16 protein-coding genes are annotated in these 26,957 nt (G+C 40.9%); 5 read left to right on the top strand and 11 right to left on the bottom strand.

Going from position 1 to position 26,957, the window contains the following annotated elements; translation table 11 throughout:
• Positions 1-17 precede the first annotated feature (17 nt).
• The gene (locus tag ACX27_RS01230; protein ID WP_062287343.1) at positions 18-2,795 is read left to right on the top strand and encodes a zinc-dependent metalloprotease; all 2,778 of its coding nucleotides are present in this window, start codon (positions 18-20) and stop codon (positions 2,793-2,795) included.
• Here ACX27_RS01230 and ACX27_RS01225 read toward each other — a convergent pair.
• The 4 genes from ACX27_RS01225 to ACX27_RS01210 form a co-directional block, all read right to left on the bottom strand.
• Positions 2,789-8,863 (bottom strand): nSTAND1 domain-containing NTPase, encoded by a 6,075-nt coding sequence (locus ACX27_RS01225; protein WP_062287340.1) that lies wholly within the window; start codon positions 8,861-8,863, stop codon positions 2,789-2,791. The two genes, ACX27_RS01230 and ACX27_RS01225, sit on opposite strands and share 7 nt — an antisense overlap.
• A gap of 259 nt (positions 8,864-9,122) precedes the next feature.
• Entirely contained in the window at positions 9,123-10,802 is a 1,680-nt protein-coding gene (locus ACX27_RS01220; protein WP_062287338.1) for a C25 family cysteine peptidase, read from the bottom strand.
• Positions 10,803-10,833: 31 nt separating this feature from the next.
• The gene (locus ACX27_RS01215) at positions 10,834-12,213 is read right to left on the bottom strand and encodes a hypothetical protein (RefSeq protein WP_062287336.1); all 1,380 of its coding nucleotides are present in this window, start codon (positions 12,211-12,213) and stop codon (positions 10,834-10,836) included.
• 388 nt (positions 12,214-12,601) lie between these two features.
• Positions 12,602-13,174 carry a DUF981 family protein gene (locus ACX27_RS01210; protein WP_083468642.1) on the bottom strand — a complete coding sequence of 191 codons (573 nt, stop codon included), beginning with the start codon at positions 13,172-13,174 and terminating at the stop codon, positions 12,602-12,604.
• A gap of 400 nt (positions 13,175-13,574) precedes the next feature.
• Between ACX27_RS01210 and glpX the strand changes: the two genes are divergently transcribed.
• Together glpX and ACX27_RS01200 are read left to right on the top strand one after the other, a co-directional pair.
• Positions 13,575-14,612: a class II fructose-bisphosphatase gene (gene glpX, locus ACX27_RS01205; RefSeq protein WP_062287330.1), complete on the top strand. Its 1,038-nt coding sequence runs from the start codon at positions 13,575-13,577 to the stop codon at positions 14,610-14,612.
• A gap of 145 nt (positions 14,613-14,757) precedes the next feature.
• A complete protein-coding gene (locus ACX27_RS01200; protein ID WP_062287327.1) occupies positions 14,758-16,044 on the top strand; it encodes a glutamyl-tRNA reductase in 1,287 nt (428 codons plus the stop codon).
• 122 nt (positions 16,045-16,166) lie between these two features.
• On the opposite strand, the gene ACX27_RS01195 is transcribed toward ACX27_RS01200, so the two are convergent.
• Positions 16,167-16,814, bottom strand: coding sequence for a Uma2 family endonuclease (locus ACX27_RS01195; RefSeq protein WP_062287324.1), 648 nt, complete (start codon positions 16,812-16,814; stop codon positions 16,167-16,169).
• A 312-nt stretch (positions 16,815-17,126) separates the two neighbouring features.
• Positions 17,127-17,342, bottom strand: coding sequence for a helix-turn-helix domain-containing protein (locus ACX27_RS01190; protein WP_062287321.1), 216 nt, complete (start codon positions 17,340-17,342; stop codon positions 17,127-17,129).
• A gap of 174 nt (positions 17,343-17,516) precedes the next feature.
• On the opposite strand from ACX27_RS01190, the gene ACX27_RS01185 reads away from it, so the two are divergent.
• Complete coding sequence (locus ACX27_RS01185) at positions 17,517-18,113, top strand: DUF2087 domain-containing protein (protein WP_062287318.1); 597 nt, start codon at positions 17,517-17,519, stop codon at positions 18,111-18,113.
• Between the two features lie 62 nt (positions 18,114-18,175).
• Here the strand turns inward: ACX27_RS01185 and ACX27_RS32720 are convergent, their stop codons facing one another.
• From ACX27_RS32720 to menA, 4 genes are all read right to left on the bottom strand, one after another.
• Entirely contained in the window at positions 18,176-18,430 is a 255-nt protein-coding gene (locus tag ACX27_RS32720; protein ID WP_200929894.1) for a hypothetical protein, read from the bottom strand.
• Between the two features lie 220 nt (positions 18,431-18,650).
• Positions 18,651-20,057 carry a 2-succinylbenzoate--CoA ligase gene (locus tag ACX27_RS01175; protein ID WP_062287315.1) on the bottom strand — a complete coding sequence of 469 codons (1,407 nt, stop codon included), beginning with the start codon at positions 20,055-20,057 and terminating at the stop codon, positions 18,651-18,653.
• Positions 20,042-21,085 (bottom strand): o-succinylbenzoate synthase, encoded by a 1,044-nt coding sequence (locus ACX27_RS01170; RefSeq protein ID WP_062287312.1) that lies wholly within the window; start codon positions 21,083-21,085, stop codon positions 20,042-20,044. The genes ACX27_RS01175 and ACX27_RS01170 overlap by 16 nt, the downstream gene beginning before the upstream one ends.
• A 52-nt stretch (positions 21,086-21,137) precedes the next feature.
• Entirely contained in the window at positions 21,138-22,037 is a 900-nt protein-coding gene (menA, locus tag ACX27_RS01165; protein WP_062287308.1) for a 2-carboxy-1,4-naphthoquinone phytyltransferase, read from the bottom strand.
• 751 nt (positions 22,038-22,788) lie between these two features.
• Here menA and ACX27_RS01160 point away from each other — a divergent pair.
• Positions 22,789-24,204, top strand: a complete 1,416-nt coding sequence (locus ACX27_RS01160; protein WP_062287306.1) for an isochorismate synthase — start codon at positions 22,789-22,791, stop codon at positions 24,202-24,204.
• A gap of 476 nt (positions 24,205-24,680) precedes the next feature.
• On the opposite strand, the gene ACX27_RS33165 is transcribed toward ACX27_RS01160, so the two are convergent.
• Entirely contained in the window at positions 24,681-26,957 is a 2,277-nt protein-coding gene (locus tag ACX27_RS33165) for a tetratricopeptide repeat protein (RefSeq protein ID WP_235526444.1), read from the bottom strand.

The following is a 26,957-nucleotide window of genomic DNA, read 5'->3' as shown; positions in this document are numbered from 1 at the left end:
CAAACAAAAGCTAAGGAATGAAACACTGGATCGCCAAGTTAGCAATCTGTACAATATTGCTATATAACTTTTTCTGTAATAATAGTTGGGCAATTGCAAATCAACTTTCAGGAAAAAGTCCTCAAGCAATAAACTCAATTCCTGGAGTAGAAAATTTAGCAGCTACTAGTGATTTTGGCGAAAATAAACAAGTAGAAACACAGCAATTCCAGCCCATAGTTAAAGGGATAATAAAACAAGCGGGACTATTCACAACTTATCAAGAAGTAGAATCTGGTAAAGTTTATTTGGCAATTAAGCCAGAACAGCTAAATAAAAGTTATTTGGCTACAATTACTTTAGAATCTGGAATTGGGGAAAGTGGGATTTATAGTGGATTACCTTTAGCTGATTTTCTGTTTTATTTGCGGCGCGTCAAGGATAATTTGCATTTTGTAGTTCAGAATGTCAAATTTCGGATAAAATCAGGTGAAGCCGAACAGCGATCGCTAACTCGTTCCTTTAGTGATTCAGTACTTTATTCTGTGGCAATTGATAGTATTGAACCAAGCACTAACAGTCTAGTTATTGACCTAGAAGAACTGTTAATGCAGGATTTTTCAGGGTTAGCACCTTTATTAAAATACTATTTACAAGCAGAATATCACTTCGATAAAACTAAATCTTATTTTGGTGATGTGCAGAGTTTTCTGAAAAATGTCGAAATTGATTCGATTTATGGTTTTTCCTCACCAGAAGGGGCAAATTTAATAACATTGCCAGACAGTCGCGCCCTGAGTTTAAAAGTACATTATAGTTTTTCCCAACTGCCAGAAAATAACGGCTATATTCCCAGAATTGCCGATGACCGAGTGGGTTATTTTATTACTGCATTTCAAGATTTTTCTCCAGATAATATTCAAGAACCATTTGTCCGGTACATTAATCGTTGGCATTTAGAAACATCTGACCCTAACGCACCTTTATCTCCACCCAAAAAACCGATTGTCTTTTGGATTGAAAATGCTGTTCCACCAATATACCGAGATGCCATTCGAGAAGGCGTTTTAATGTGGAATCAAGCCTTTGAAAAAGCCGGTTTTAAAAATGCTATTGAAGTGCGACAAATGCCAGATGATGCTAAATGGCATCCCGCAGATGTGCGTTACAACACTATTCGCTGGTTCAACTCTTTAGATGCGGGCTTTGCTAGAGGGCCGATGCGTGTAAATCCCCTCACAGGCGAAATCTTAGATGCAGATATTATTGTTGATGCCAACATGGTGCGCTCAGTTCAACAAGAATATCATGCACTGATCGAAGCTTCATCAATGTGTCAGGGAGAAGGCAGGAAGCAGGAGGCAGGAGGCAGGAGGCAGGAAGGTAGTTATGATAAAACTAACCTTTTACCCTACACCCCTAAACCCTTACCCCCCTACACCCATTTACAAGCCATATCTAGTTCTGAAATTTGTTACGGCACAGAGTCTACTGAACAAGTTGCTATGGGGGCATTAGCATTATCACTGCTGCAAAATACCAAGCCCAATAGTGAAACGATGAAGGAGTATGTTCATCAATACTTGCGTTCTGTTATTGCCCATGAGGTGGGACACACTCTGGGTTTGCGGCACAATTTTCATGGCAGTACAATGTTAGCGCCCCAAGAATTGAATAACCCGGAAATCACCCAAACCAAAGGTTTAGCAGGTTCAGTGATGGACTATTTACCTGTGAATATTGCCCCTCAAGGAGTGCCGCAAGGTGAGTATTTTCCGAGTGTGGTTGGCCCTTATGATGAATGGGCAATTGCGTATGGTTACAAAAAACTACCTGATGCAGAGGGTGAAATAGTTACGCCGGAAGCGGAAAAAAGCTTTTTAGAAGCAATTGCTTTAGCATCACCGCAACCTGAATTGTCTTACGCCACCGATGAAGATATCCGCGACATCAACCCATTGGCGAATGTTTGGGATATGAGTAGTGATGTGCTGGTGTATTCCCAATGGCAAATGGACAACGCCCGCATGATGTGGCAACGTCTGGATGAGGGTTATTTACCCAAGGGAGAAAGTTATAGTAGCTTACGGGTTTTGTTTAATCGAGTGCTGAGATATTATTTCCGCAATGCCAGCTTACTTTCTCAATATATTGGTGGGCAGTCATTTCGGCGGCTTCATGTTGGTGATGATAGTTCTTGGGCTTTTGTACCCGTTTCCCTAACTCAACAACGTCAAGCATTAGCCAAGTTGCAAGAATATGTGTTTGCGGAAGATGCTTTTAGTTTCTCACCGCAATTGTTAAATCAACTTGCACCGTCGCGCTGGCAACATTGGGGTAGTCCCATACTTCATACTCGTCTTGATTATCCGATTCACGATCGCATTCTCAGTTTCCAGAGTGCCATATTACGATCGCTGTTAGATAGCGATCGCATCAATCGTCTGCGGGATGTAGAATTAAAAACGTCACCTGGACAAGCACTGTCTTTACCAGAGTTATTTGATACCCTGCGAACAGGTATTTGGACAGAAATTTTCACCCCAGAACAACCAAAATCAATATCTAGCATTCGCCGTTCCTTGCAACAAGAACATCTGAATATCTTGTTAGAGATGCTTTTGCAGACTAATGATGAATTAGAAGATAGCCGCACACTAGCTTGGTATGAATTGCGACAACTGCAAACAGCCATTGATAACAAGCTAAAAGAATTTGGCGAAAAATTAGATATTTACACAATAGCTCATTTACAGTTTGCAGGCGATCGCATTAGCAAAGCCTTAAATTCTCAGTTGCTTTCCCAGAGTTATTGAGACAAGGAAATGTCATCACAAATTTTTTTGTCGTTTCCTTCTACATCATCGCTATTAGCCAAGTAATCTTTCACCCATTCACAAGCACTAGCCAGCAACCTATTTAAGTCAGTTTCTTCAACGTTCCACAATCGCACAGTATTATCCCAACTACCAGAAGCCAGAGTTTTGCCATCGGGACTAAAGGCTACTGTTGTGACGGTAGACTCATGTCCAAAATATGTATTTAAAAGGCGACCATCTAAATCCCAAAGTTTGACAGTTTTATCCTTACTACTAGAAGCTAAATTTTTACCATCAGGACTGAAAACTATACTTGTTACCTGAGATTCATGTCCTTTTAGGGTATGTAAGAGATTGCCATTTAAATCCCAGAGTTTGATATTTTTATCTTTACTAATAGAAGCGATGATTTTACCATCAGGGCTAAAGGCTAGTTGTGTAATTTCACCTTTATCTGAAAACGTTTTCAACAGCTTACCATTTAAATCCCAGAGTTTGATAGTTTTATCCTTACTACCAGAAGCTAGAATATTTTCCTTGGGACTAAATACAACTTGTGTAACTTCATTTGTATGTCCTTTAAGGGTGCGCTTAAAATTACCATTTAAATCCCAAAGTTTGATAGTTTTATCCTTACTACCAGAAGCCAAGATATGACCATCAAGATTAAAAGCTACTTGTGTAACTTCACCTTGATGTCCCTTAAGAGGAGGCTTAACCTTACCATTTACATCCCAAAGTCGGATAGTTTTATCGCTATTACCAGAGGCAACTGTTTTACCGTCAGGGCTGAGAGTAATGCTAGTCACTGTAACCGTATTATTATCACCTGACTTTAATTCTATTTCTTGTGGTTTTTCACCCTGTAAATTCCAGAAAATTATATCTTTTCCCTTAGTAGCCGCAATTAAATTTTTCCCATCAGGAGACAAGATTATTTTGGCAATATCATTTTCAAAATGGAATTCTTGCGGCTTTTCTTCCGTACCATCTAATGTCCTAAATTTAATGAATCGATCATAACCACCAGAAACTAAAGTTTTACCGTCCTGACTAAAAATCACACTTGTAACTGTGTCTGAATGATTGATAATTTGTCCAATTTTGTTCAGCTTCCAAACTTTAATAGTTTTATCTTTACTAGCACTAATCAGTATTCTTTTATAAGGATGAAAAATAGCACTAGTCACTGCGGCTTGATGTCCCCGAAAAGTTTGCAGTAATGATCCTTTATCTAAGCTCCAATATTTAACTGTGTTGTCTTCGCTAGTAGAGGCAAAAGTGTTAGTTTTGCCATCTATAACAATACTTGTTACAGATGCTTGATGCGCTGTTAAAGTAAGTATATTTTTACCTTGTACATCCCAAATTTTAATAGTACCATTCGCACTTCCAAAGATAATCCTACTGTCATCAGGGCTAAAGACTACACTTGTAACAGTAGCCAAATTATATTGAGCTTTAATCAGTGATGGTGATAATTTATTCTGTACATTCCAAAGTTTCAGCGTGCCATCTTCGCTACCAGAAGCCAAAATTTTATCATTGTGGCTAAAAGCAATGTTTGTAACGGCTGCTTGATGACCTTTAATAGTTTGTAGCAATTCGCCTTGAAAATTCCAGAGTTTAATGGTTTTGTCTTTGCTGGCTGTAGCGATAATTTTATTTTTGTGACTGAAGACAATACTAGTAATTGCATATTTATGACCTTTGAGGATGTGCTGTAAATTACCATCTACACCCCAAAGATTAATAGTATTATCACTACCAGCAGAAGCTAAGATAAAACCACCAGGACTATAGACAATTTTCGTCAGTGAATAGTTATTTTTTGTCAGTTTATGTAATAATGTACCATCTAAGTTCCAGAGAATGATTGTATTATCATTACTGGTAGAAGCTAAAGTTTGATTATCAGGACTAAAAGCAATATTTGTGACTCCATATTTGTGGCCTGTTAGTGTATGTAAAAGTTTGCCATTTAAGTCCCAGAGTTTGACTGTATTATCATCACTGGCAGAAGCTAAAATTTGACCATTAGGACTGAGAGTCAGACGATTAATGGCTGCTTCATGTCCTGTAAGAGTATTTAAGAGTTTGCCATCTAAATTCCACAGAATAATAGTATTGTCTCCGCCTGCTGAGGCTAATATTCCACCATTAGGGCTAAAAGCAACACTAGAGATATCAGCTTGATGACCATTTAAACTAGTTTGTAATTTTTGAGTACTTACATTCCATAGTTTAACAGTTTTGTTATTACCATAAGCCAGAGTTTGTCCATCTGGATTGAAGGCTAATAAGTCTAGAGATATATTAATATCTTCACTTTTATCCTGATTATCAGTTGGTAGCTTGAAGGTTTTTGGTTGCTTCTTATTTAACTGCTTTAAATCCCAAATTTTCACTACATTATCAATACTGGCAGTAGCTAAAGTTTTATTATCAGGACTAAAAACTATACTTGCAATTGTATTTTTCTGGGCTGCAACAAATTGAGTAAATTTTTTGGGTTCATTGTCTAAACTCCAAAGTTCAATAGTACTATCTTTCAGAGGACTACCATCGAAACTAAAATTTTCATTCTTTGCCTTGGCGATCGCTAATATCTTACCATCTGAGCGTAAAGATAAACTTGTAATAACTTCATCTCTTGCATCTTCTATTAGAGGTGTTCCTTCGTCATCAGTCTTTTTTAAATCCTTGATTTTGACATCAAATAACCCAGCAATAATTAATTTATTACCATCAGGAGTAAAGATAATTTTTGTCACAATATATTCTGGTGGTAAAGTTTGATTTGAAATTAAATTCTTATTTTTATCATCAATATTTTTCAGATTCCAGATTTTCACCTCGCCATCGTCACTAGCCGATGCAAGAGTTTTACTATCGGGGCTAAATGCAAGACTTGTAATACTAGCTTGATGTTCTATGAGAACTTTTAACTCTTTACCGTGTAAATCCCAAAGTCTTATCGTTTTATCAGCACTACCAGAGGCGATAATCTGTCCATTTGGGCTAAAGGCAATTGTTTGAACAGTAGCCTCATGTTTAATTAAACGATTGCGTTCTTTAATTTGATATACTGCTTTTTGCAAAGCTTCTATAACTCTAGGCTGTGATTGATCGAGTTTTTGTTTGCTCTTGCCGACATTGATTTTTTCTAGGATATCTTTTAATGGTTCTGGAGGATGAATTAGTGATAATGGTTCGGAGAATAACAGTTTAATGTTATTTTGTGTCTGTCGTTTTTTGCCTGCCTTAATTGCTAAGATGACTGATTGTAACTCCTGATGAGAGTTAAAAGTTGCCAAAGAATTTAAACTACTAGCATTGATTTCATTAAATTCTCCTTTGCGCCATAGTTCTAATGATTTTAATAATAACCCTGTAATACTCAAGGTTATTATTGTACCGCCACTCATGATGAGGATTGCTGTAATATCACGACGGCGACGATTGATTTTTTCTTTTTCTTGACGTAAGTGAAATGCTGCACAAGTAGAGATATATTCTGATTCGAGTTGATTTAAAAAGCCCGATTGTTTTAAAAGTTCTTGGGATTCTTTTAATCTACCGCCGCGATGAATTAGATAATTTTCGTCTTTTTGTTGTTTTTCCCATTCAAAGGCTGCTTGACGAATTGTTTCGCGCAGTTGCAAACTCACGCGATTTTCATCTAACCAATTAATTAACCTTGGCCAATGGCGAATTAAGGCTTCGTGGGCGACTTCGACTTCTTCTTGAAATGTGGCTGAGTTAACACTAACTACTATCAGTCGCGCACCTTCACCAGCTAACCGCTTGAGGAGATTTTTGGTTAATGCTTGCTTGTCACCGGCGGGAATTAATTCTTCTAACCCCACGCGGCGGCGTGTATCTCTGCGCCTTTCACCTTGGACGGCGTTTTCGTCTAAGCGAGTTAACCGCACAAAGATGTTTTTGACTTGTTCTTGTTCGTCGGCTGACAAACTATTGTAAACTTCATCGGCAGTTTGGGCGATCGCTTTCTGCACACCCCCAATTGCTTCATATTCTGTAACCCGCAACCATCGCCCATGTCGCCGTTTCCATAACTCTAACAAGGCGTGTTGCAATAAGGGCATTGCCCCTGGTTCGCCTTGCACATCATCTAAAATGGTATTGCTCAACCCAGCTTCAAACCTTAACCCTACTTGTGCGGCTTGTAATTCCATTGCTTTTCGTAATTCCGCCGCGTCCATCGCCCCGATTAATTTTTGGTGAGACTCCATCAACTCTTTGAGTGGGCGATAAGTTGCACATTCACCCCAAAAATCTGCCCGCATAGTGACAATTACAGGCTGTTGCTGAGTCAAACTCAATAATTTTTGAATAAACTCTTGGCGCTGAGTTTCGTCACTACACAGGGTGAATAGTTCTTCAAATTGGTCAACCACAATTATTGATGGTTGATTCTGCACCGCCGATAAACTGGCTTGCAGTTGTTCGCTGGGGTTAGTGTTGGGGGTGAGATATGCTAAGGCTAAATCAGGCTGTTTTTCTTGCAAAGTGGGAATTAACCCCGCCAAGACGACGGATGATTTACCACTCCCCGACGCACCCAACACCGCCAAAAAGTTATGTTCTGCTAGTTTTTGTTGTAGTTGGGTAATTAATTGTTCTCGTCCAAAAAAGAACTCGCGGTTTTGTTGGCGGAAAGGATACAAACCCAAAAATGGACAGCGACTATCGTAGGCTGGTAATTGCTTATTCAGCGCCACCGCATTAAAACTCAAGTCCAGAACTTCCAGCGCCAAGTTATTGACTTCGATTAACGCTTGTTCCCGTTCTTGTTTCGCTTGGGGACTTAAAGTGGTGATATCTGTGCCGAAAGTCTCGGTTAATTTTTGAGACTGGTTGTGCAGCTTGGGGTATATTATGGGCGATCGCTCTAACAATAATTTCTCTAATTGTTTCAGACCAAACTCAATTTCTGCGGCTGTCAAATCTCTATCTAGTTGGTCACTAAATAGTGGTCTACCACCCAAACGACTAAACAAAGCCGGCACTGTCACATCATACCTTTCAGCCAAGGAAGCCGCCGCCTCTTGTAGCGCCTTGTCAACTTCCCCAGACTCGTGCAGTTGTTTATAAAAATGTTCTGCTAAAGCTTGGGCGGTTTTAACCGAAACTTTTTCTGTCATGGCGACAACCGCCGGCATTCCCAAATCTCGCACCAAACGCTGTCCCAAACCACCTAATCCCGCCTCTGCATCTGGATGGGCGCTTTCACAAGTACAAAGAAAGGTAAAATGCGGAAGTCCCTTTGCGCCACGTAATAACCGCAGTCTATCTAACAATCGCGTTGCTGTCACTGGCTCAACTGTATTATCAGCCTTTGACCAATAAAGCACCGTCTCGCCATTGTCGAGTAATTTACCGTGGCTGACAAAGTGTAATAATGTATACTGTTTGGTTCTATCTGTTAAATGGGTGCAGAGTTCATCTAAAGTCGGTAAACCCATTGCCCCATCAACAGTTGCTAACACATCACTGGGAATATCACCCAAAGCCGATCGCACACTTTTGACAGTACCTTCCACATCAAACAAATCTAATTGATACTTCTGGGAATCCGAGGGACTGGCGACTAAGATTAAGGCGCGTAAATCTCTGCGTCCAATGGGGGGAAAGCGTCGGTCGGTGGTGGCGGGAATATATAGAGAAAAAGGCACTCGCTGATCAAGTGCTAACATTTGCCAACCTTCATCTAAAGGGGCGCACAACCTTTCCCAACGTAGAGTTCTGAGTTCTTTATCGACAGCCTCGATGAACAGCAAAACCCGCAAACAATCTTCACTCTCCCGAATGGCGGCGGTAAAAGCATCACGGATTTCATCTTGGAATAAAGCTTTACCCAAGAGTGTGCCGTATTTTTGTGGTTGTCCCAATAAACTAATTTGTTCTTGTAAATCTGTTTCTTTTAGTTGGAGATGACCTTCCGCACGCAATGGTAAAAGTGTTCCCGGCCGACTATACTCGACCACAATCGGCCAGCTATCTCCTGATTTGCGTTGGATGATAATCTCGAAGGTATTCATAAGTGGTGAGTAGGGAGTAGGGAATGGGGAGTAGGGATAGTTTAATTAACGCGATGTGCAACTTATTCTTGAAACCCCTCTCCAAACCTCTCCCCGAAGCGGAGAGAGGCTTTGAATCTTGCTCCCCCTTCCCTACGAGGGAAGGGGTTGGGGTTAGGTTTGAGAGAAAGTTGCACACGGCGTTAATCAGGAAAAGCTAGAGACAAAGGAAACAAGTCCCTAGCCTCTAGCCTCTAGCCCCTAAGTTTTAATTTCTGAATTAACCTAATTTTTTGAGAGTCTCTAGTAAACTCACCACAGTAGAAACTGTGACTTGGAGTTTTTGGGAGCGATCGCCAGAAGTTTGATCAACAGCCTTGACAAACTGTTCTAGTGCTTGGGTTAAGTTTGCTTGGGCTTGTTGAATTGCAGGTGTATCAGCAGATGTCTGCGGTGTTGCGGGTGCTGTGGGTAATTTGATCGATTCAATCACAGGGCGATCGCCTGTGGAACTATTACCAACAACCAACTTCACGGCGGGGTCGCCAATAATCGCATAACTGCGAGCATCGTTATTCGCCGTCCACATTCCTGATAAAGTAATGGGATTAGCCATTGCCCCATATTTAATTTCTTCTAATTCTGTACTTAAATCAGAAGATAATTCTGCATAGCGTTCGTTGAAATATTCTACGGCTGACCCGACTGGATGTCCGTCAAGTAATCTCTTCAAGGTACTTTGAAAAACTGCTAATTGTTTACCAGTTTTTTCCCACACAAAAGAACAACCCCAAGCTCGTTCGACGTGACCGATAACCGCCAAAGCCCCACCATTAGGATGACTCAGCAACCGTCGGGGTAGAGGTGCAATGAAAGACTTAGGTGCGATCGCTAATCTTTCATTCGAGTTTTTCTGATGAGCAAATTCATCCAGTTTGGGAGTCCCCGCACCGTAACAAGCAAAGTGAAAGGCAATTAACCCTAATAACTTGGCATCACTACCAATATCATCAGCCGAAAAGTAAAAATCTTCGGGAATTGCTTCACGCCATGTCAACGGGCCTGGCCAGTCTTGACATAATAACGCTCCTTGGTGGCGGAGTTGCTTTTCATGACCATTGGGAAAGCCCATACCATGACTAGCAGTAAACAACAATGCTGGTGTTTCTTCCCCGCCCAATAATCTGCCTAAACGAGCTTTAGTAGCTTCTTCTGCCAGAATACTGTTAACTGTCCACTCGTTGTCTTTCTGCTCATTCAGCATCCAGTCAGCTAAAGGCCGAATCAAGTTTTCTGCACTAAGTTGGGTGGCTTGGTCTGCGGCGTTACGTACTCCAAAAAAGCTGGCACGGCGGGGTAGTGCTAAATTGCTGGTTTCGGCTTGCACCACACTCCGCGCATACTGAGCATATTCTTCTGGCGTATCAAAGTAAATCCGACCCACCGCATACTGCACATCAAGTTGATATTGAAAACGATAGGGAATTGTTTCTGGATCACCCACAATCAACAGGTAGTATGGCATTTTATCTGGGTCAGCTGGGCCTGGGCCAACACCATGACGGGATAAAAATCCACCTTTTGATTCCCCTGGACGATAACCTTTAGGGCCTATGTATTCTTTATAATAATGCTCATGTTTTTTCGTCGCTTGTCTTTGACGATGCTCTAATAATTCTTTGAGTGCTTCTTTAATTGCTGGGTCAGCATTAAAAGCAAAAATTACGCCCCAGCCTGTTTCGGCTAGGTTTTTTGGGTCTACCCCTTCCATCGGGGCAAAATGACCCTGTTGATAGCGCGGATCTTTTTGCTTAAGTTCATCGAGTTCTTCAGGGTCAAACTCTTCACCCTGAGCAATTCTCGCTACCTGTTCAGCTGTTAATGGCGGCAATAAATAGCTACCAGAAGCACCATCAATCCCGTTGAAATGTAGTTCTTCGGTTAGTTGTTCTACGACCATATTTAATACACCCTGTGATTTTTTTGTTTAATTAACTACCAAAAGCCGCAGCCCAAACAGCATGAGCGACTTCCTTCTTGTCAATGCTGTTGTGAGCATCTTCATCTTTACCAGTCTTGCTGTTGATATTACGGATAAACTCGCTGCTTTCTAAGTTGTAAACTTTACCTGCTTGGAAATTATATTCTTTGTTACAGGAGTACATTTTGAGGCTGGTACTTTCGTTGATCCCTTGAATACCAAAAGTACCAATACTGCCATATTCAGGAAATTCTGATTGAGTCTCAGCAAAGTTAATATCTTGATTTTGGAATCTACCCAGTACACTGGCAGCAGGATACAGTTTAGTGACAGAACTATCGTGAATAGACCGAGTAGTGACAATTGGGCCTGTAACTTTACGGGCTTTGAGGATGGAGGAAAAACAACCAGCTAAATTTTTGCGGCGGGGAATATCAGGACAGTAAGACCAAAGTGATAAAGCGCCTTGAATCAATACTAAAGAATCAACTGGGCGGACTAACTGACTCTTGTCTTTTCCAGCCACAATCGAAGAAACTACAATACATCCAAAACTATGTCCTACTAAATGAAATCGGACTGTTTTAGCCGCTGCTTTTTGCAGTTGAGTTAATAACTTAAAACCACTAGTACTACCAATTTCCCGCGCCCGTTCTTTCATCTTCCAATAGGAGAGATAACCTAAAACATCCAAAAATGGATTAGTTTTAGCTTGGAAAAAATCACCAATTCCAAAACTGATTTCTTGGGTTTCTGGTTCCTCTGCTATCAGAGATTGATAAATATTTGCTGGGTTTAAGTTTAAAGATGCGCCATCTTCTTCATATCCGTTGAGAGAGGCTTCCTTGATTAGCACCTCATAAGCTTGGTTCACTTGCTGCGGTAATGTTTCTGGCGGATTAGCATATTCTATGGAAGCTGCAAAAATTGTTCTCAGTGCATCACGGGCTGCTTCTGTATCAGCTACATCTTGAGCATATTCGTCAATTAAATTATTTAACTCTGACCCTGATGTGTCGTAGGATGTGGGTTTAGCGTTTAAGTCTTCATTTCCCCAAGGTTTACTCGGCCAATGCAACCCAATTAATAAGGGGCGAAATTCCTGATTTTGTGACTGGCGTAATTTTTTGATTGTTTGGATATCAGCAGAGTTCTGCCCCATAGCTGTTATCCATTTGGTGTATTGTTCTTTGGCGGCGGGAATGTCACCCATCCATCCGTGGCTAATCAAAAATACGTCTGTTATGGGTTCAGTGGCTAGTATATCTACTAATTTTTGGCTGATGAAACCAGTAGGTTCCAGACGTTCATTGCCGTTAGCATCAAAAGCAACGAGATAATATGTTGACGGTAAGGCAGTGGTAGTAATGTTTACAGTTTCAATTGGCATGTAAAAATTTTGGTGTGGGTGTAATTTTGATATGCTGCACCAAGAAATTTCGTGAGCGATCGCTCACTCTCAATACAGCTTCATAAGTGGTAGATGCACTGCATAATTAGCATTGCAATACTCATCAAGTTTTTAAATTCGTCATCACATATACTTAGTTATGCCTACACACTTAAATACACCTTAACCGTAAAAAAACGGTGAATCCTCAGTGATAATACTTGGTTTTTACGGAAGTATTTGCAAAAAAATTATTATTTTTAGTTACGATTTATACAATAAATTATTTAGTCAGAGTAAAATCATCGTCAGAGTACTTAGGCAGTTCTATAAAATTATGCAATGATTCTAAGATTTTCATCATCATCCTCTAAATTACTTGCATAAGTTAGCGCATAAGTACTGGAACCCATTTTTGGAAGCTTTCAAGATGATTCCAGAATGCCAGATATCCAATAAATGCCCAAATTAAAGCAGCAATAATCAAGATAGCAGCGCCAGTTAACCGCCAAGTACGGTTAGCTTTCCAATATAAAGCAGGTGCAGCACAGATACCGCCCAAGCCAGTGAGAATAAAACCTATGCCTGTTAGTACTGGTGTTCTTGTAAGATTTAAATTGATGATGCGGATACCGACAACCAGCGCCACTAAGCCTGCAAAGAAAGCGTAAATTGCTACTGTCCACAAATCCCAATCAAAAGCTAACGCGATCGCATCTGCTATAAATAAAACCCCAAAGAGGACGGTTGTTTCCCCAAACGCAATGTTAAAGCTACCACGCACAGGCCAAGTAAATGTCATGTGTAGTCCTGTTGTTAAGGCTATTCCGCCTGTTATCCCAAACCCAGGAATCCATTGTTTCTGATTGGTGCTAACTAAGCCTCGGTTCACATAATCAGCTAGGAGAACTAATCCAGCAACCATATTGATCAACATAAGTGTGATGTAGTCAATAAACACGCTTTACCTCCTCCTGCTTTTTGGATTAGGCCAATTTTTTTTCGTAAACTTATACGCAGTTTTCTTGACTATATCTAGTTAGATGCACACACCACAAAAACCCATTTATTATACTGACCGAATAATTTATGAATCATATTAAAATTGATCAGTTTGCCTTAAAGTCTTTTGCAGCAATCACTTGAGTGATTTTATCTATTCACTGTAATACTCAAATGTTAATAGTACAAAAGAACTGTCATTTTTGCCTTACTGGTATAGATTTACATCACTCAGCAGCAAAAATTAACAATTGTGTGAGTCAATACTATTTTCCATAGGTATCAGCACTTTGGTAGACTTGAAAACTGAAATGGCTAGATGAAATAACGCAATAGAGAGCAGTTGAGAGGGGGACTCTGTGGAAAATACGCTTGGGTTAGAAATTATTGAGGTAGTAGAACAAGCCGCGATCGCATCTGCAAAGTGGATGGGTAAAGGCGAAAAGAATACAGCTGACCAAGTAGCAGTAGAAGCTATGCGGGAGCGTATGAACAAAATCTACATGCGCGGTCGCATTGTGATTGGGGAAGGGGAACGTGATGACGCTCCTATGTTGTACATCGGTGAAGAAGTAGGTATCTGCGCTCGTCCCGATGCAAAGGACTTCTGTAACCCAGATGAATTAATCGAAATTGACATCGCCGTAGACCCCTGCGAAGGTACAAACTTGGTTGCTTATGGACAGCCTGGTTCAATGGCTGTGTTGGCAATTTCTGAAAAAGGTGGTTTGTTTGCTGCACCAGACTTCTACATGAAGAAACTTGCAGCACCCCCAGCCGCTAAAGGCAAGGTAGACATCAACAAGTCAGCCACCGAAAACCTCAAAATTCTCTCCGAGTGTCTAGATCGCTCAATTGATGAACTCGTAGTAGTTGTAATGAAGCGCGAACGCCATAACGACTTGATTAAAGAAATCCGTGATGCTGGCGCTAGAGTCCAACTCATCTCTGATGGTGACGTGGGTGCGGCTATATCTTGTGGTTTTGCAGGAACTAATATTCATGCACTCATGGGTATTGGTGCTGCACCTGAAGGTGTGATTTCTGCTGCGGCTATGCGGGCTATGGGTGGACATTTCCAAGGCCAATTGATCTACGATCCAGCTGTAGTGAAAACAGGTCTAATTGGGGAAAGCAAAGAAGCAAACATTGAGCGTTTGCAATCTATGAATATCACTGACCCCGATAAGGTCTACGATGCTCATGAACTTGCTTCTGGCGAAAATGTGCTATTTGCTGCTTGCGGTATTACCTCCGGTAACTTAATGCAAGGTGTCCGGTTCTTCCACGGTGGTGCGAGAACTCAAAGCTTGGTTATTTCTAGCCAGTCTAAGACAGCTAGATTTGTCGATACAATCCACATGTTCGACCAGCCTAAGACTCTGCAATTGCACTAAAAACTCAGGGAGTAGGGAGAGAGATTCATTAAGTCAAAAGTAAAAAGTAAAAAGTAAAAAATACTTTTGTTTTTTACTTTTGCCTTTTGACTTTTTACTTCCACTCCCCAATTGTTAATAACCCATTATTAATTGTTGATAAGAAATGAATATTGCAGTGGTGGGGTTAAGCCATAAAACAGCCCCAGTCGAAGTTAGAGAAAAGCTGAGTATTCCAGAACCACAAACTGAAAGTGCGATCGCTAATTTAACTACTTATCCCCACATTGACGAAGTAGCCATACTCAGCACTTGCAACCGTCTGGAAATTTACATTGTTGCCAGCGAAACTGACCAAGGTGTGCGCGAAGTTACTCAGTTTCTTTCAGAACACAGCAAATTACCTGTAGCTTCTTTGAGACAACACTTGTTTGTATTGCTGCACGAAGATGCTGTGATGCACGTTATGCGAGTCGCCGCAGGTTTAGATAGTTTAGTCCTCGGCGAAGGTCAAATTCTGGCTCAGGTGAAGAATACGCACAAACTGGGGCAGCAATACAACGGTATAAAAACAATTTTGAATCGGTTATTTAAACAAGCAATTACAGCTGGTAAGCGAGTCCGCACCGAAACCAGTATTGGTACTGGTGCAGTCTCTATTAGTTCGGCGGCTGTGGAATTGGCACAAATCAAAGTGGCTAATTTGGCAGCTTGTCGCGTGGCAATTCTCGGTGCTGGCAAAATGTCGCGGTTGCTGGTACAACATTTAGTTTCTAAAGGTGCGACACAAATTAGTATTGTGAATCGTTCCCGCGATCGCGCCCAAGAATTAGCACAGCAGTTCTCAGAACACCCCATCCGCACTCATTTACTTGGGGAAATGATGACTGTAATTGCCGAAAGTGATTTAGTATTTACAAGCACATCTGCAACCGAGCCAATACTTGACCGTGCCAAGTTAGAAGTAGTCTTAGAACCTGGCCGTCCTTTGATGTTATTTGATATTTCTGTGCCGCGTAACGTTCACTCCGACGTAAATGAATTGGTGCATGTCCAAGCGTTTAATGTTGATGATTTAAAAGCTGTCGTTGCACAGAACTACGAAAGCCGCCGCAAAATGGCTCAAGAAGCCGAAAAACTTTTAGATGAAGAAGTAGAAGCTTTTGATGTGTGGTGGCGCAGTTTAGAAACTGTAACTACTATTAGCTGTCTGCGAAATAAAATCGAAACCATCCGCGAGCAAGAATTGGAAAAAGCTTTATCGCGCTTAGGTTCGGAATTTGGTGACAAACATCAAGAAGTCATTGAGGCTTTAACACGAGGCATCGTTAACAAAATTTTACATGATCCGATGGTGCAATTACGAGCGCAGCAGGATGTAGAGGCCAGAAGGCGCTGTATGCAAACACTGCAAATGTTGTTTAACTTGGATGTTGAACAGCAGTTTGGTTAATAAATTGAGGGTGTAGGGGTTTAGGGGTGAAAGAAGCATTGCTGAATGAAAAAACCTACGCCCTTACACCCTTGCACCCTCACACCCAGCCTCAATAGATAATTCATATTTGTACTGGAGTGTCATCTGTTTGCGATCGCCACTTCAAATTCCTCTAATGCTTGCAGATTACCAACTTGCCAAGCACGTTCCACAAAAGTAGGAATGACTTGCTTGATTGGGATCTCTCCAAACAGAGGACTATAGTCAGAAACTAAATAAATTCCATCACGCAATATATAAATTTTTAGTGTGCCGTTATCATAAACCCAAAGTTCCGGCACGCCAACTGCGGCATAAGCATCCAGTTTAGTTTTAGAAGTGACATCCGATTGAATTGCTAAATCGGGTGGTGGGTCGTCTGGTTCCAACCGACGACGACCAATCATACGCTGATAATTTTGGATGTAAAAGCAAGCGTCGGGTTCAACTCCAGCTATACCTTCCCTTTTGAAAGTAGTGGAACCAAAAGGTTCATATCTTCTGCCTTGAAATTTGACTAAAGCTTTGACAATATCTGAAAGCAAGTCTTTGGGTATTTCATGGTCAGGTAAAGGAACCATACTTTCTAAAGTACCCTGGATATAAGCTACTCTGGAACGCCGCTTGTGTCCTAATTCCGCCAAAATCGCTTCAAACTCTGACCAACTGACATCAGGTATCGTCACTGTACTACCGGGTGCTAGTTGCATCTTGCTAACGGGCTTTGCTACGGGAATAACAACCGTCATAATTTCAACAAGGCAAGTCTGATATCTTACATTATCAACTAAATTCTACTACCTGACTTTTGGTGGAGCGATCGCTAAGTCTAGCTGACAAAAAATCAACTAAAAATATGTACAAAAAACTATCTGTGTTTTATTAAAATATAGTTTCCTACAAAAACATTGTGTATCTACACAAATTTGTATTTGTTATATTGAATTTGTTTCTCTTACGCTAGACTATAATTCTATGTCAATTAATCATTCACATTGTCTAGGCGATCGCTACTCAATATCGGTGAAATTTTAATTTCTAATCATTACTATTTCAATTACTTATAAGAGAGGTCTTATCCTCGCTTGATAATCCATTAAAGCTCCTTGACTAATCACAGTCCTGCCATTTCTAGTGGTTGTGGGAATTTGCCCTTTTTGCAGAGCCACATACAAGGTACTCTGGTCTACGCCTAGAAATTTAGCCGCTTGTACAAGAGAAGTACCTTGTTTAATTGTCCTGTTTCTGATTTTTCTAGCTAATGAATGTTTCAGCATAACGAAATGTAAAGAACAACTTAAGAAAATTCATTTTTTTTCTAAACAAATCGCAAAATTGACATTAATAAAAAAATTAACCAATAGGAGATTCTTACTGCATCTTAGGAGGGCAGTATAACTAATTCGATTTCTTTCTAATTAGATCGTGATCGAATTGATTATAACAAACTTATGGGAAAAGAACAGTTTCAGACCCTACTACAGTTTTTTAAAGTATTGGCTGACGAAAGTCGATTGAAGATAGTAGGTATTTTGGCAAATCAAGAGTGTAGTGTGGAAGAATTAGCTGTACTCATGCAACTTAAAGAACCGACCGTATCTCACCATTTAGCGAAACTTAAAGAAGTAAATTTAGTGACCATGCGCCCTGATGGTAACAGCCGTTTGTATCAGTTAGATAATGAAGCTTTAGAAAACATCAGTAAGGAAATTTTTACGCCAGGAAGGATAGCATCTTTAATTGAAAATATAGATACTGAAGCTTGGGAAAACAAAGTTCTGCACAGTTATCTAGAAAGTAATTCCAACAACTCAGATGGCTTTCAGCACCTTAAGGAAATTCCTGTGAGTCGTAAAAAACGCTTAGTCATTCTTAAATGGCTTTCTAAAAAGTTTGAGCCAGGAGTTAAATATTCTGAACAGATGGTGAATGAAATTCTCAGTCGTTATTATCCTGATTACATGACATTGCGACGTGATTTAATTAGCCACAAATTCATTCAGCGAGAAGACGAGATTTATTTACGTAATCTCCAAGATGGAAAATGATCCAAGACTGACGCAAAACACCCGTCAAACTCTCATTTCTCCGCTACCTACCCTACCGAAAGTTACCTAAGAAAAGTAGCGACTGTCTTAACTGAACGGTATTGTTTTATAGCCGAGCCAGTGCGTTGGGGAGACAGCGCCGTGGGCGGGTTTCCCACGCCAGTCGCTACAACGGAGGGAACCTCGGCAACGCGCTGGCTTGACTTGAGGCGACTTTCGTCGGCTTTGCCGACTCCCTCACTGGCGTGCGAATTCCATTCAGCGGGGCTAGGTGCAAAATATGTAGTAAGGTTCCTGACGAACGCTATCTCATCCATAGAGAACCTTAACTCATTTGTAACGAACGACGTAAGGTTTCTTATTAACCTTACCTCATCCATAGAGAACCTTAACTCATTTGTAACGAACGACGTAATGTTTCTTATTAACCTTACCTCATCCATAGAGAACCTTAACTCATTTGTAACGAACGACGTAAGGTTTCTTATTAACCTTATCTCATTCATCGAGAACCTTAACTCGTTTGTCATCAACGGGTTAATGGTGCAGAAATTCTGCGGCTATTTGTTGTAGTGCTTGACGGTTAACCTTACCTTGGGTGTTACGGGGTAAATCTTCCAGACAAATCCAATGTTTAGGAATTTTGAATTTACTGAGTTGATTTTTTAGTAAACTTTCGATTTCTAAATGAGAAATATGAGTATTTTGAGGAATATATATAGCTGTTAAGGCTTGTCCCCAATGTTTATCGGGTACACCAATTACACAAACATCAACAACTAATTGAGTTGCGCGGATGGCTGCTTCAATTTCGGACGGGTAAACATTTTCGCCACCTGTAATGATTTTGTCGCTGTTGCGTCCGATGATATTCAGATAACCTTGATTATCCAAAAAGCCTAAATCATCTACTTGTAAATAATCTTGGTTATCCCAATGATGAGGATAATAACCAAGGGCTAAAGATTTGGCTTGAATAGTAATATTCCCAATTTGATTAGGTGGTAAAACTTCACCTTGTTGATTGCTAATTATTACCTGAGCATGAGGTAAAATTTTCCCACTGTTAATTTTACCTTGAAGAAAATCATCAGGTTTGAGGGTAGCAATTTGCGAGGCGGTTTCTGTCATCCCATAGGTTGGAGCTAATCTAATGTTATGAAATCTGGCTTTTTCTAATAATTCTTGCCAAGCTGGTGCGCCGCCTAGCATAACAGTTTGAAATTGGGCTAACCATTGGGTTAATTCTGGATTTTGTAAAAGACGTTGTAATTGAGTTGGTACTAAAGAAATGAAATATTCTAATGGTTGAATTGTAGGGATTTGTCCAGTTTCTAAATTTTTGAATGGCAGAATAGTTAGTTGACCGCCTGTTGTAAAAGAACGGATAAATTGCATTAACCCACTGACATGATAAAGGGGTAATACACAAAAAGAATTCACTTGGTTTAACTGAAAATATTCTGTAAATCCTTGTACAGATGCGGTGAGGGTTTGCCAAGTGTGGATGGCGAATTTAATGTTACCCGATGAACCGCCTGTGGGAATCATGATTTGGGGGGAGTAGGGAGTTGGGAGTGGGGAGTTGGGAGTGGTGGTTCGGCTTCGCTCACCAACCGGGAGTGGGGAGTGGGAATTAAAATTGATTCCTAAGATAATATCTGGTTGGACTAATTCAAATACTTGTTGCCATTCTTGGGTTCCCCAGTCGGGGTTACAGAGAAATACTGGACAATTGGCTGCACAAGCGGCAAGAAAGCTGGCTAAAAATTTGACTGGTTCGCGTTCAGCTAAGATAATTTTTGGTGGTGTCTGGTGTTGTTTTAATATTTCTGTAAGTTCTAAATATAATTGTTTTGCTATTGCTGAAAATTGATGGCTGTTGTTAGTAATTAACCAATTAGATTGAGGTAAATTTTGCAGATAAGTTAAAGGTTGTTCCATAAACTTTCAGGATTTGTTGCTGCTGCTTGGGCAAAAAAATGATCAACACCAAAACCAACGGCTCTGTTTTTGCGAGATAATTCTGCTGCTAGGTTAAGTGCAGCTTGTCTACCGATAACAGTCTCAAATACAGAGGAAAATACAGCATCAATTTCATGTTGTTGGCAAAACTGACGCAGTTTTGATGGTGAACCGAGAATTCCGGGTTTAAGGACAAAAATTCCTCGCCAGCCTTGTTGATAACAACTGATGAGTTGCTGGAGTGTGGCGACAGATTCATCTAATGCGATCGCAGTTCGGTAAAATTTACTTAACTCCAACATCCCTGCCAATTCGTTCACAGGTAGGGGTTGTTCTAAAAATTCAATTTCTGCGGCGACTTCACCCTGAATTTTGTCACACGTCTCTAGCCATAATTTCGCTGCTTCATAGCTGAGTCCGCCGTTAGCATCGAGGCGCAGTTTAGCTGAGGCGGGTAAGCTACGACATAGATTATCAAAAATTGCGAGTTCTTTGGCGATCGCATCAACACCAATTTTCCATTTAAATGTACGATATCCTTCTTCCCACAGCTGTTGCCATTGTTGTAAAGCCACCTCACCCGCAGCCAGTAACCCACTACAACTCAAGTTTTCCCCCACTTCCCACTGTCTACTCCCCATTCCTGTCAAAGCTGACTCAAACCCAAATTGACAAGCGGGTAAATCATCAGGAATGGAAACAATAGTTTCAGATGTAATTTCTGTGGGTAGTTGGCGACAAAAATCTAAAGCTTGTTCTAAAGTTTCCGAACCAAACCAACTAATAGGCGCGATTTCTCCCCAGCCAACTTTCCCAGTTTCATCAACTAGACGCAGGATAATTCCCTCGCGGATATCCCAAACACCATGATGCGTAGTAAGTGGACGCGCAAATTTTCGCTGGTAAGGACGAAATGTAAAAAGTGCTGAGTGCTGAGTGCTGAGTGATTTACACTGAGAGACTTGTACTGAGCGTGAGTGTTGAGGTACAAATTTATCTGCGTCCATCTGCGTGCGTCCATCTGCGGTTAATTATTCTTTTCGTACCTCTTACAACTCATCAACCGATAAAAAATCCTACACCCAAGAACAAACAACTCCAGAAATGTATAGCCACCGCGATAAATTTACAGTTGCTAACTTTGTCTGGATAGTTGTGATTTTCTTGGACGTGGCGACATAATTTGAAGGCAAATGGTAGACTTAACCAACTCAATAATGTCCAGACTGGGAAGATTCCCAAAATCACCAACAATAAAGACAAAGGATAGATACTAGCGGTAAACCAAACTAAAACTTTCGCACCGTTGGCTGTACCTAAACGCACAATTGGCGATCGCTTTCCTGCGGCTATGTCATCCTTAACTTGGTGAAAGTGTGAACAAAACAAAATTAAGCTAGTCACAATCCCAACAATCACCGAAGCTGCAAAACTAGCAACTGACCAAGTTTGAGTTTGGCTGTAATATACTGCTGGCACTAACAAAGGCCCAAAGGCAAAAAAGCAGAGAATTTCGCCTAATCCTTGGTATCCTAGCCGAAAGGGCGGCCCTTGGTACATATAACCCAAACTACAAGCCACTAACACCATAATGATCACAGTTGGGTCTTGTTGCCAAGTGGCGATCGCGAGTATTCCTAACAACCCAATTACCAAACACAGATTTGCTAACCAAAATATTAGCGACTTCTTCCCTGTTAAATTCACTAAGGAATGATGTTTATTTTTATCAATTCCTGTTTCAGAATCAAACACATCATTACTCAAGTTTTCCCATGCCAGAATTAATATTGCTGCTACTAAAAAAGTTAAAAACACTGTTGTATTCAAAATCTTCTTTTCGGCAAAAGCAATTGCTGTTCCTATCCATATAGGCATAATCGCCACACTGTACATTGGTGGTTTAATTGCCGCCATCCACAGCTTATTTTTGGAATGTGAAATCTGCTTGGTAGTCATTAGTTAATATTGATTGCTTATCAAAATAGAATTCAGCCTATATCCCAATACAGTTCAGTTAGTAATTTTCTCTTCCTTTGCGCTCTTTGCGCCCTTTGTGGTTCGTTAAGAAATGACTTTAACAAATAATTTTATTCTTATACCAATTTAATGTGAACCTGCACTCAATGAAATTCTAAATCCTTGGCGTTCTTGGCGCTCTTGGCGGTTCGTTTCTTAAGATTTTGTGCATTTTCATACATAATTAGTCTTAACTGAACTGTATTTGCCTATAGCCATCTTAAATGATTTACAAACATCTCTCTACCTTGTCTACCCTCTCCTCCTTGTCTCCCTTGTCTCGATTGTTCACACATCAAATAAATCTGCTATATCTTGGGGCATGAATCAATAATTTTAACCCACAATAAATCTCAAAACTAGTCGTCTAAAATTAATGACTGGCTTGCATTCCCAACCACTAATTCTGCCTCCTGAATCCTGACTTCTGAATTCTTCTTTAAGTATTTTACTCAGCAATTAGCTCTGAATAGTCAGCACTTTTTTGAACTGATTAACCATATCCTTAGTAAAACTTATTTTTTACTTGCAGGCTGAAACTGAGCATAGATTGTCAGCGTTTGGTAATACCTAAAACAAAGCAAACTATACTCTGGTGAAATGTCGTCTGAATATGATACCTGTAGAAATAGACCATGATTAATTACACTTTAGGAAGATTACTTAAAAAAAATTTACTATTCCTAGATCCATGACAGTTTCACCATGTCGTAACAACTTCTTTGTAACGCACAAAGACATATACCAATTTCTGTTAGCGGTTCAAGAAAATTGCCTCACAAATAATTGTCGGCAAATTGTGAGTATTTCCCTAGAACTCGACTGGGTTGATCCTTTAGTTGTATTGGATAAATTAGCGCAAGCAAATGAAATAAATTTTTACTTTGAGAATAGAGGTAAAGGCGAAGCGATCGCCGCGATTGATGCTGTCACAAAATTACAAATTAATGGGCAAGACCGATTTAATCAAGCTGAATATTTTATCAAAAGTTGTCTAAAAAATATAATTCCTTTTGGAGATATTCACAAACCTTTAGCCGTCCCCCGCTTTTTTTGTTACTTTAGTTTTTTTAACCAAAATATTCAAACAGATTATCCTTTTCCTTCCGCGACGATATTTTTACCGCGCTGGCAAATAGCTGTAAAAAATCAGCACTGTATCTTAGTCGCTAACCTATTAATCACAGCCAACACCAATTTAGATAAAATCTGGCATGATTTATGGAGTAAAATCGAACTAATTAATTCTTTAGAATATTTCTCACCTAAACTAGACTTTTTCTCAACCCACTTGAGTAAACAATCTGTAACCCAAGGTACAGCATTTAAGCGTTCTGTTGTTTCGGCTTTAGAAAAAATCCAAGCTAGTCATCTCAGCAAAATTGTCCTCGCAGATGCTTTAGATGTAAAGGCAAATCATCAGTTTAATTTATATAAATCATTAAATAATCTCCGACAAATTCATCCTAATTGTTATGTTTTTTCCACCAGTAATGGTAAAGGGCAAAACTTTATCGGTGCAAGTCCAGAAAGATTAATTTGTATTCAAAATCAACAATTAATCACCGATGCTTTAGCGGGTTCTGCGCCACGGGGTAAAACACCAGCCGAAGACGCGGCGAATGCAAATCGGTTACTCAACAGTGAAAAAGAAAGACACGAACACTCATTAGTCATTGATTTTATAACTCAACGCTTATCACAACTAGGATTATCCCCCCAAACATTACCGCCACGTTTACGACAGCTATCTAACATCCAACATTTATGGACACCCATTAGCGCCACCGTTCCCCCTAACGTCCACCCCTTAAAAATTGTGGCGCAACTGCATCCCACACCAGCCGTTGCTGGCGCAGCGCGAGACGTGGCTTGTGCAGAAATTCGGCGTTACGAAAGCTTTGAGAGGGGTTTATATGCTGCACCTCTAGGTTGGATAGACTCACAAAGTAACTGCGAGTTTATTGTAGGGATTCGTTCGGCATTAATTGATGGCGATCGCGCTAGACTTTACGCAGGTGCAGGTATCGTCGCCGGTTCTGATCCCGATAAAGAATTTGCTGAAGTGCAACTCAAACTCCAGGCGTTATTGAAAGCGTTAGTTTAGTAAAAGTTCTTAATACCAATTTAATGTGAAGCTGCACATATTTTGATCCCCCTAAATCCCCCTTAAAAAGGGGGACTTTGATATATGGTATTAGCTATAGCGGTTCTCGGTTGGATGAGGTACATTTCAACCCCACCCCCCAACCCCTCCCCGCAAGCGGGGAGGGGAGCGTTTGCGTAAGCAAATGCGGGGGTGGGTTCCTACTGTATTACAAGCAAGTAAGAATCGCTATAGTAGTGGTTTTGACGGTAGCCGCGACTCGACGATCAATACATTTCGGTTAACATCTCTATCTTGTTCAAATCCCCCCAACCCCTCTTAAAAATGGGGGCTAATAACTGTCTTCTACCCCCTTTTTAAGGGGGTCGCCGTAGGCGGGGGGATCTAAATCTAGGATGAGTAAAGCTTTATCCGAAAAGTATTGACTCGACGATTAGATCCCCGACTTCTTAAAGAAGTCGGGGATCTGGAAAAACTCAAAATCGCTCAAATAACCACTCATCCCCAACAATCGCCTCTAGCAGTTGCACCAAACGCGGGATAAAATAATCAGGATCATTTAACCGTTGCTGCACAAACCAAGTAGCCAAAGCTTCCAGTGTTTCAATACCTTGAGCAGCAGCCGCACCTGCTAAAATCTTGAAACTGCGCTGTTGCAACTCCTCTAACTGCGGATGCTGATCACCGCCAACTTGACAGAAATACATTGCGACTGCACCTAGTAAAGCTTCCATCTCATCGCCTTGGGGTACGCTATTGTACATATACCAAAGTGTATTTACAGTATCATCCAAAGGCACTTGCACTAGCAGACACAGCCACACAGCTTGAGCAAGGTAAATAATTCCATTGCTTTCGACAGTTAAACCTAAGTTACTCAAAACAGTACGCAAATCAATATAAGCACGGACTTGTCCGAGTAATTGCGCTGCTTGTAAGTTTAGTTCTAACTGCTTTGCTTTATTTCCCCTTTCACCTTCACAATAAGCCATATTCATCAGTGTCATGGCTTTCCCTTGGACATCGTTAATGCTTTCCTTGATATCCAAAGATTGCTGATAAAGTGCGATCGCTCCTACAACATCTCCCTGTTGGGCTTTTAACCCTGCCATTTGGTGTAGCGTCGCCGCTTTTCCTTGGACATCGTTAATGCTGTCTGTGATATCCAAAGATTGCTGATAAAGTGCGATCGCTCCTACAACATCTCCCTGTTGGGCTTTTAACCCTGCCATTTGGTGTAGCGTCGCCGCTTTACCTCTGACATTGTTAATGCTGTCTGTGATATCCAAAGATTGCTGATAAAGTGCGATCGCTCCTACAACATCTCCCTGTTGGGCTTTTAACCCTGCCATGTTGTGTAGCGTCGCCGCTTTTCCTTGGACATCGTTAATGCTTTCCTTGATATCCAAAGATTGCTGGTAAAGTGCGATCGCTCCTGCAACATCTCCCTGTTGGGCTTTTAACCCTGCCATGTTGTGTAGCGTCGCCGCTTTTTCTTGTGTATCATCCTCTGGACACAACTCTAAAGCTTGTTCGTAATGCGTCATTGCTGACTTGACAAAACCTAAAGTTTCTTCTGCTCTAGCAATAGTACCTAAAATCCGGTAATCTTCACTTAATTCCAGAATTTCTTGGCATAATTCCCGCGCCTCCACATATCGGCTACTATTCACCCAATTGTTTGCGATGTTATCTCCCACACTCACAGCGATGTCTTTTTCCTGCGCCAACACCGCCAGCCTCACGATTTCTCGTGCTTGTTCTTCATTCTTGTTATCTGCTTCTTTCCACCAACTGCGGTAAATTATCCGCGTCGCTGCTTTTTGCGTGGTTTGCCATTCTTCTTCAGTTAATAGTGGTTGCAGCAACGGCGCTAAAATTGTCGTCACTCGATATTCTGGCGTTTGCTTGGCGTAAGTCGTCCCTGATTCCACTAGGCTGAGGCTGGTTAACTTGGGGAGTGGGGAGTGGGGAGTGGGGAGTAGGGGAGAAAGGGAGTTAATTACATCCTCTGTCACCGGCAAACGAAACACACTCAACTGAGCGAGAAACTTTTTCTCCTCATCCTCCAAAGCATCTAACAGCGTTGCTGCCAAAATATTCTCTCGAAACTTAAGCTGTACACCCTCCAACTTTGTCAACAATTCTTCTTCTGCTACATCTGGTAACTGCACCACCTCCACCAACCACTTCAACAAGCGGGGATTTCCATCAGCAATTCTGAGAAGGCGCTGCTTTTTCACTTGCAACCGCACATCTCCATCTAATTGCCAGTAAATTTTATTAATATCCGCCTCACCCATCTTCACTAAACTTTCCAAATGCAGACGATGGGGAGGTAAAGTATTTTCTTCCAAATAACGACAGGTAACAATCAACCGACTTTCTGCTTGATTTTCAGCCAACGCCGCACACAACGCCGCTAACACATCATAAGCAGCCGTTGTCATCCGCAAACTACCATCAGCCACATTCTCTTGGGGGATATTCTGCTCAAAGTCATCCAAAACCAACAACACAGGTTTATCGTGTTCGTCTTCTATGGCTTCAAAAAAGTTCTGCAACCGCCCTTTAAAAGAAATTCCCGGTTGATTTAACAAAGCTGGTACACCTGCAAACCGTTCATACTTACTTGCCAGCTTGTTAATTAACCCTACCTCATCCACCACCCCAATCAACACCACCCGTTCAAAATTGGGGCGTTGCGCTTGCACCCGCGTACACAACCTCGCCGCCAGGGAACTCTTACCCAA

This window comes from Nostoc piscinale CENA21, assembly GCF_001298445.1.
Lineage (GTDB): Bacteria > Cyanobacteriota > Cyanobacteriia > Cyanobacteriales > Nostocaceae > Nostoc_B > Nostoc_B piscinale_A.
Note: the sequence above shows the minus strand (reverse complement) of the source record. Positions and strands in the feature narration are given on the sequence as shown.

Bases quoted from the DNA above. Each gene is read 5' to 3' on its own strand.
- ACX27_RS01230 (WP_062287343.1), top strand. From the start codon at position 18: ATGAAACACTGGATCGCCAAGTTAGCAATCTGTACAATATTGCTATAT.
- ACX27_RS01225 (WP_062287340.1), bottom strand. From the start codon at position 8,863: ATGAATACCTTCGAGATTATCATCCAACGCAAATCAGGAGATAGCTGG.
- ACX27_RS01220 (WP_062287338.1), bottom strand. From the start codon at position 10,802: ATGGTCGTAGAACAACTAACCGAAGAACTACATTTCAACGGGATTGAT.
- ACX27_RS01215 (WP_062287336.1), bottom strand. From the start codon at position 12,213: ATGCCAATTGAAACTGTAAACATTACTACCACTGCCTTACCGTCAACA.
- ACX27_RS01200 (WP_062287327.1), top strand. From the start codon at position 14,758: ATGAATATTGCAGTGGTGGGGTTAAGCCATAAAACAGCCCCAGTCGAA.
- ACX27_RS01195 (WP_062287324.1), bottom strand. From the start codon at position 16,814: ATGACGGTTGTTATTCCCGTAGCAAAGCCCGTTAGCAAGATGCAACTA.
- ACX27_RS01190 (WP_062287321.1), bottom strand. From the start codon at position 17,342: ATGCTGAAACATTCATTAGCTAGAAAAATCAGAAACAGGACAATTAAA.
- ACX27_RS01185 (WP_062287318.1), top strand. From the start codon at position 17,517: ATGGGAAAAGAACAGTTTCAGACCCTACTACAGTTTTTTAAAGTATTG.
- ACX27_RS32720 (WP_200929894.1), bottom strand. From the start codon at position 18,430: ATGGATGAGATAGCGTTCGTCAGGAACCTTACTACATATTTTGCACCT.
- ACX27_RS01175 (WP_062287315.1), bottom strand. From the start codon at position 20,057: ATGGAACAACCTTTAACTTATCTGCAAAATTTACCTCAATCTAATTGG.
- ACX27_RS01170 (WP_062287312.1), bottom strand. From the start codon at position 21,085: ATGGACGCAGATAAATTTGTACCTCAACACTCACGCTCAGTACAAGTC.
- menA (WP_062287308.1), bottom strand. From the start codon at position 22,037: ATGACTACCAAGCAGATTTCACATTCCAAAAATAAGCTGTGGATGGCG.
- ACX27_RS01160 (WP_062287306.1), top strand. From the start codon at position 22,789: ATGACAGTTTCACCATGTCGTAACAACTTCTTTGTAACGCACAAAGAC.